Annotated in this window: 4 protein-coding genes and 1 pseudogene; all 5 read right to left on the bottom strand. The window is 71.7% G+C overall.

The window, feature by feature from the left end; genetic code table 11:
• Positions 1 to 1086 (bottom strand): annotated as a pseudogene (locus ACIRU3_RS28795) (hypothetical protein); the annotation flags it as partial.
• Positions 1087 to 1578: 492 nt separating this feature from the next.
• Complete coding sequence (locus tag ACIRU3_RS28790; RefSeq protein ID WP_404062006.1) at positions 1579 to 2454, bottom strand: methylenetetrahydrofolate reductase; 876 nt, start codon at positions 2452 to 2454, stop codon at positions 1579 to 1581.
• 139 nt (positions 2455 to 2593) lie between these two features.
• The gene (locus ACIRU3_RS28785) at positions 2594 to 4021 is read right to left on the bottom strand and encodes an MFS transporter (protein ID WP_404062004.1); all 1428 of its coding nucleotides are present in this window, start codon (positions 4019 to 4021) and stop codon (positions 2594 to 2596) included.
• A complete protein-coding gene (locus ACIRU3_RS28780) occupies positions 4014 to 5927 on the bottom strand; it encodes a glycoside hydrolase family 15 protein (RefSeq protein WP_404062001.1) in 1914 nt (637 codons plus the stop codon). The genes ACIRU3_RS28785 and ACIRU3_RS28780 overlap by 8 nt, the downstream gene beginning before the upstream one ends.
• Positions 5928 to 5948: 21 nt before the next feature.
• Positions 5949 to 6377, bottom strand: coding sequence for a hypothetical protein (locus ACIRU3_RS28775; protein ID WP_404061998.1), 429 nt, complete (start codon positions 6375 to 6377; stop codon positions 5949 to 5951).
• Between the last annotated feature and the right edge of the window lie 3 nt (positions 6378 to 6380).

Raw genomic sequence — 6380 nt, 5'->3', positions numbered from 1 at the left:
GCCGCCACCGCCACCGCCACCGGGACGCCGGCCGTTCTCCGAACCGCCACCACCGCTGTCGCCGCCACCACCGCTGTCGCCACCACCGCTGTCGCCTCCGCCGTCGCCGCCGCCGTCGCCGCCGTCACGGTCGTAGATGCCGCCGTGGCCGAAGTGACCGGCGTCCCCGCCGCCCTCCCCGCCGAAGCCGCCGTGTCCCCCGAGATCGCCGAAGCCACCGGAACCGACACCACCGCCGCCGAAACCGCCATCGCCGAATCCGCCGGAGCCCGGACCACCATCGCCGAAACCGCCGTCACCGAAACCGCCGGAGCCCGGACCACCATCGCCGAAACCGCCGCCGGCTCCCCCGAACCCGCCGTCGGCACCGCCGCCGAAGCCGCCCTCGGGCCCTTCGAACCCGCCGTCGCCCCCGACCCCGAAGTCACCGAAGCCGCCCTCGGCACCTTCCCCGGCCTGCCCTCCGAGACTGCCGAGGTCCGCGCCCGGCCCCTCGCTCCCGTGCCCACCGAACCCACCGAAGTCCCCGAGGTCGCCGAAGTCACCGAAGGCGCCGAACTCCCCAGGTCCCCCGGCCACCTCGGCCGGAGACCGGTCCAGCAGGGGGCCGCCGAGCAGGCTGTGGGAGACGGTCGAGGCCACGTCCGGGCCGCCGGCGCTCTCCGGGCCGGACCCGTGGTCGGCGGAGGCCGGGGCCGGCGCGTCGTGGCCGCCGGAGACGTCGTGGCCACCGGAGACGTGGTCAGCCGGGAGGTGGGCCGTGGAGGCGCCGTGGGCCGTGGAGACGTCGCCCGTGACCGCGGTGCCGTGGTCAGCGGCTGTGCCGTGGTCGGCCGGGATGTCGTGGTGCGCCGGCGCATGCGCCGCGCTGCCGAAGAACAGGGACGACTTGGACAGCCTTGGGTCGAGTGCGGCCGGTCCCCCGTCGGTGCCGGACTCGACGCGGAGGGAGCGGAGTTCGGCGACCTGTGCGGGTGTCAGGCCGAGTCTTCGTGCCACCTCGTCGGTGTCGCCGTCGAGATGGGCCCGGAAGTCCGGGTCGACGGCGAGGCGGGTCAGGGCAGCACGATAGGCGTCGTCGGTCATGGTTCGGTCTCCGTCGGTCTGCGGACGCTGATGCCGATCGCGGCGGAGCCGAGGATCCCCCCTGGTCGGCGGCAACTGCCATTTCCGGCCATCCCCGCCGATACCTGCTGGAGACGTTATAGAGCCCTGGCATGAGCAGCGCAAGAGCGACGAGCAGCGATGACACGTCCAGGGCGGACGGCCGCACCGCGTGCCCACCCATCAGATATGGCCATCGACCCATGGGCGGACGACCGTCATACCGAACAGACGAGGCACTGTTCTCGTACGGCTCGGCAACCGGACATGTGGCGCTGCAGAACCGGTGCGATCGTCGCATCCCCCTCCCGGGCGGCTCGTTTTCCTGGCGAGTGACGCCAGCAGGAGGGCAGGCGGGTGCGGCAGGACCGGGAGCCGGAGGACCTGATCGAGGTCAGGACCGGAGCCCGCAACGTAGGTGTCACGCAGCGCCGCTTGTCCCGTAGCCGTACGAGAACAGGGCCGAGGAGGGCGTCAGTGCGCCCGGTCGCCGTGGCGGAACCGGGCGACCCACTCGGAGGTGGCCCGCAGCCCCCCGAAGGTGTAGAAGTGCACCTTCACCGCACCGTGCCGCGCGGGGTCGTACCCCCGGGCGAGCGTGTGGAGGAAGCGGTCCGGGCCGGCCGTGCCCATGAGGTTGGTCAGCGAGAAGCCGTACTTGCGCGCGATGGAGGCGCTGGTGCCGACGCCGAAGCGGGTGGCGTAGGTCATCAGCCGGCGTACGCCGGCGGGGCCCGGCACGCCGATGCGAACGGGCAGACCGACGCCCCGGGCGCGGACGTCCGCCACCCAGCCGAGCACCGCGTCGGCGTCGAAGCCGAACTGGGTGATGACGTCGCCGGCGATCCGCTGCGCCCCGAGCACCTCGCTCTTGTCGCCGAGCGCCGACCACAGCGAGGGCTCGGCGATCGCCGGGTGGCCCTCCGGATAGCCGCTGATGCCGACGTGCCGTACGCCGTGGCGCTGGAGCAGTCCGGTGCGGATGACGGCGAGGGCGTCCTCGTACGGGCCCTCGGGGCGGGCGGGGTCGCCGCCGACGACGAACACGTTCTCGGCGGTGCCGTCTGCCGCCAGGCCGGTCAGGAACTCCTCCAGGTGCCGCTGGGAGGGCAGACGGCGGGCGGAGATGTGCGGGACGGGGACGAAGCCGAGCCGTTTGACCGCGCGGGCGGCGGCCAGCCGCATGCCGAGGTCCTCGTTGCCGAGGAAGGTGACGTTGATCCGGGTGCCCCGGGGGATGGTGGCGTGGGCCTCCTCCAGCTTCGGCACGTCCTTGCCCGTCATCTCCAGGGAGAAGCCGTCCAGCAGCGAGGTGCCCACCGCGGGCGGGGCGGTGGCGGTGGGGTTCATCGTGCTCCTTGTACGGCTGCCTGCGACCGCGTACGACCGTCATCGGCTACGTACGGTTTGGTCCTGACCCGGGCCGATGATGCCACGGGTGCCCGGAGGCGCTGCGGAGCGGGGGGAGCTTGCGGCCTGAGGCGGGCGGTCAGCCGTGGCCGCCCGGTGCGGTGACGGCGGTGTCGCCGGCCGCCGTGCGGTCCGGCTTCCCCGGCAGGAGCGCCGCCGCGGCGAAGCCGCCGAGTCCGATGACGGCCAGCGTGATCATCGCGGCGGCGTAGGCGCCCGTGGTGAGTCCGGAGACGAGGATGGTGCCGGCGATCGCCGTGCCGAAGGACGAGCCGAGGTTGGACACGCTGCGGGACAGACCGGAGATCTCGCCCTGCTGGTCCTCCGGGAAACTCGACTGGACGACGTTCACCGACGGCGTCAGCATCACGCCCAGCCCGAGCCCGATGAGCAGGAGCCCGGGCACGAAGGCCCAGCCCGTGGAGAAGCCGCCGACCAGGCCGACCAGCACCGCCACGCCCACGACGGAGAGCACGAAGCCCGTCATGATCAGGGTCCGCTGGGGCAGCCGCCGCGCCAGGGCCTCGGCGGACAGCGAGGTCAGGAGCAGGCCGAGCGTGGCCGCCGTGAAGATCACCCCGGTCTGGATGGCGTCGTAGCCGCGGACCACCTGGAGGTAGGCGGCCACCGTGAAGGACGTGCCCATGAGCAGCAGCCACTGGACGTTCTGCGTGATCAGTCCGAGGTTGGAGGTGCGGTTGCGGAACAGGCCGAGCGACAGCAGCGGCTCCTGGCCGGCCCGTTCCTTGGCGCGCGCCGAGCGGAAGAACCAGGCGAGGACGAGGACGCCGAGGGCGATCAGGCCGATCATCAGCCAGACGTTGTTGTCCGCCGCCAGGATGCCCATGACGACCAGGACCAGGCCCGCCGCGGACTGGACGGCTCCGGCGGTGTCGAAGGAGCGGGTCGGGTCCGGCGGCAGGGGGTCCTCGATGCCGCGGCTCAGCCCGACGATCAGTGCGATGACCAGCGCCTGGAACACGAAGGCCGCGCGCCAGCTGATGCCGGTGGTGATGAGCCCGCCGATCAGCGGTCCCGCGGCGGCTCCGATGCCGCCCAGCGCCATGATGATCCCGAACGCCCGGGCGCGGGAGGTCAGGTCCGGGTAGAGGAGTGTGGTGAGGATGTAGACGGGAGGGATGAGCAGGGCGGTGCCGATTCCCTCCAGGATCGAATTGCCCAGGATGAGGACACCGAGTCCCGGTGCCGCCGCGCTCAGCAGCGCGCCGACGGCGTAGACGACGAGACCGACGACGAAGCACCGCTTGCGGCCGTAGCGGTCGGTCAGTTTGCCTCCGGGGATCATCAGTGCGGCCATGACCAGCAGGAAGAGGGTGATGGCCACCTGGACGCCCTGGACCGTGGTGTCCAGGTCCTTGCTGATGTCGTTGATCATCACGTTCATGTTGGAGCCGGCGAAGCTGCAGATGAACTGGGCGAGGGCCAGCGCGGCGAGCACCCTCTGCTGCCCCGGCCGCGCCTGCGTCGGCCCTGCCCTGTCAGCCACCGCCGGCGCTCCCGCCCGTGGGATCCGGGGCCTCGGTGAGGCCGAAGACGGCGAGGGTCCGGGCTCGTTCCATGTCGGGCCCGTTCTTGGCCCGGCCCAGCTCCTCGTCGAGTGCCATGGCCGCGGTGACCAGGGAGAGATGGGTGAACGCCTGGGGGAAGTTGCCGAGTTGCTCGCCCGAGGGGCCGATCTCCTCGGCGAACAGGCCGACGTGGTTGGCGTAGGTGAGCATCTTGTCGAAGGCGTGCCGGGCCTGGTGGAGCCGGCCGGTGCGGGCCAGCGCCTCGACGTAGAAGAAGCTGCACAGGTTGAACGTGCCCTCGGAGCCGCGCAGTCCGTCGGGCGAGGCCGCGGGGTCGTACCGGTAGACCAGACTGTCGCTGACCAGTTCCATGTCCATGGCGTCGAGGGTGCTGATCCAGTCCGGGTCGTGCGGGGAGAGGAAACCGACCCGGGGCATGAGCAGCAACGAGGCGTCCAGCACGTCGGTGTCGAAGTGCTGGACGTAGGCCTGCCGTTTCTCGTGCCAGCCCCGCTCGACGATCTGGCGGAAGACCGTGTCCCGGGCTTGCGTCCAGCGGCTGACGTCGCCCGGGCGGGAGAACCGGACGGCCGCGCGGACGCCACGGTCGAACGCCACCCAGGTCATCAGCCGGCTGTAGGTGAAGTTCTGCCGGCCTCCCCGGGTCTCCCAGATGCCCTCGTCCGGCCGGTCCCAGTTCTCGGTCAGCCAGTCCAGTACGCCGCTCAGCGCCGTCCAGCCGCGGATCGATCCGACGTCCCCGCTGACCACCAGGGCGTCGGAGGCCTCGCCGTAGATGTCGAGCTGGAGCTGGTCGGCGGCCGCGTTGCCCGCCCGCACCGGCCGTGAGCCCCGGTATCCCTCCAGGTGGTCGAGGATCTCCTCGGTCAGGTGAGGTTCGCCGTCCACCCGGTACATGATCTGCAGCGGGTCGCCCGAGGCGGTGCCGCCGGCCTCGACCCGGTCGTGCAGCCAGCGGCGGAAGGCGTGCGCCTCCTCGTCGAAGCCCAGCCCGATCAGGGCGCCCACGGACAGCGAGGCGTCCCGGATCCAGGTGTAGCGGTAGTCCCAGTTGCGCTCCCCGCCGATCTGCTCGGGCAGTCCCATGGTGACCGCGGCGACGGGTGCCCCCGTCGGCGCGTAGGTGAGCAGTTTGAGGGTGATCGCCGACCGGTTCACCATGTCCTGCCAGCGTCCGCGGTAGGTGCAGGAGCGCAGCCAGGACAGCCAGAAGCGGCGGCACTGCTCCACGTCCTCGGCGATCCCCTGCAGGGACGGCGCGGGCGGGGCCGGGTCGCCACCGGCCGTGGTGGTAAGGACGAAGGCGACGGCCTGTCCGGCGGAGAGGGTGAAGCGGGCGGCGACGTCGTCGCCGTCGACCCGCAGCGGTGCCCCGGTCGTGGACTGGACGTGCAGGTCCGTGCCCGGGCCGCGCAGGACGGCGGCGTGGTCGTCGGTGCGGTCGAGTGTGTGCCGGGCGCGCCCGTAGTCGAAGCGCGGCCGGCAGGCGAAGGCGAAGGGCAGGCTGCCCCGCACCACCCGGGCGATCCTGATCAGGCGGTGCCGGTCGGTGGGTGTCGTCGAGTCGAGAGGTGGCATGAAGTCGGCGACCTCGCCGACGCCGCCGGGTCCCATGAACCGGGTGATCAGGATGGCCGTGTCGGACAGGTACAGCTGCCGGACCGACATCCGGTTCCCGTCCGGGAACTCCGCCGCGAGCCGGCAGTGCCCGCCTCGCTCACTGTCCAGGAGCGAGGCGAAGACACTGGGCGAGTCGAACCGGGGCGTGCACCACCAGTCGACGGTTCCGTCCGACGACACCAGGGCGGCCGTCTGAAGGTCGCCCACCATGCCGTGCTCCGCGATGGGCGGATACCGGTCCATGGGTTCTCCTCCCGCCGGGCCCTACGGTCCCTGGACCGTGTCGTCCGGCTTGACCACACACAGGGCCCAGATGATGAAGCCGGACAGCGCGATCATCACGACCGACCAGACCGGGTAGTACGGCAGGGAGAGGAAGTTGGCGATGATGATCAGCCCGGCGATGGCCACGCCGCCGACGCGTGCCCACGTCGCCGGCCCGAACAGACCGAAGCTGACGGCCACGGCGATCGCACCCAGGATCAGGTGGATCCAGCCCCAGCTGGTGAGGTCGAACTTGAAGACGTAGTTCGGGGTGCTGACGAAGACGTCGTCCTGGGCGATCGCCATGATGCCCCGGAACACTCCGAGCAGCCCGCAGATGAGGAGCATGACGCCCGCGAAGGACGTCAGGCCGTAGGCCCACTGCTGTTTGGCGGTGTGCGTGTGCGCGCGGGTCGGGTTTGCGGCCATGCG

Origin of the sequence: Streptomyces sp. NPDC101151 (assembly GCF_044768335.1) — a bacterium.
In the GTDB taxonomy this organism is placed as follows: Bacteria; Actinomycetota; Actinomycetes; order Streptomycetales; family Streptomycetaceae; genus Streptomyces.
Note: the sequence above shows the minus strand (reverse complement) of the source record. Positions and strands in the feature narration are given on the sequence as shown.

Bases quoted from the DNA above. Each gene is read 5' to 3' on its own strand.
- ACIRU3_RS28790 (WP_404062006.1), bottom strand. From the start codon at position 2,454: ATGAACCCCACCGCCACCGCCCCGCCCGCGGTGGGCACCTCGCTGCTG.
- ACIRU3_RS28775 (WP_404061998.1), bottom strand. From the start codon at position 6,377: ATGGCCGCAAACCCGACCCGCGCGCACACGCACACCGCCAAACAGCAG.
- ACIRU3_RS28780 (WP_404062001.1), bottom strand. From the start codon at position 5,927: ATGGACCGGTATCCGCCCATCGCGGAGCACGGCATGGTGGGCGACCTT.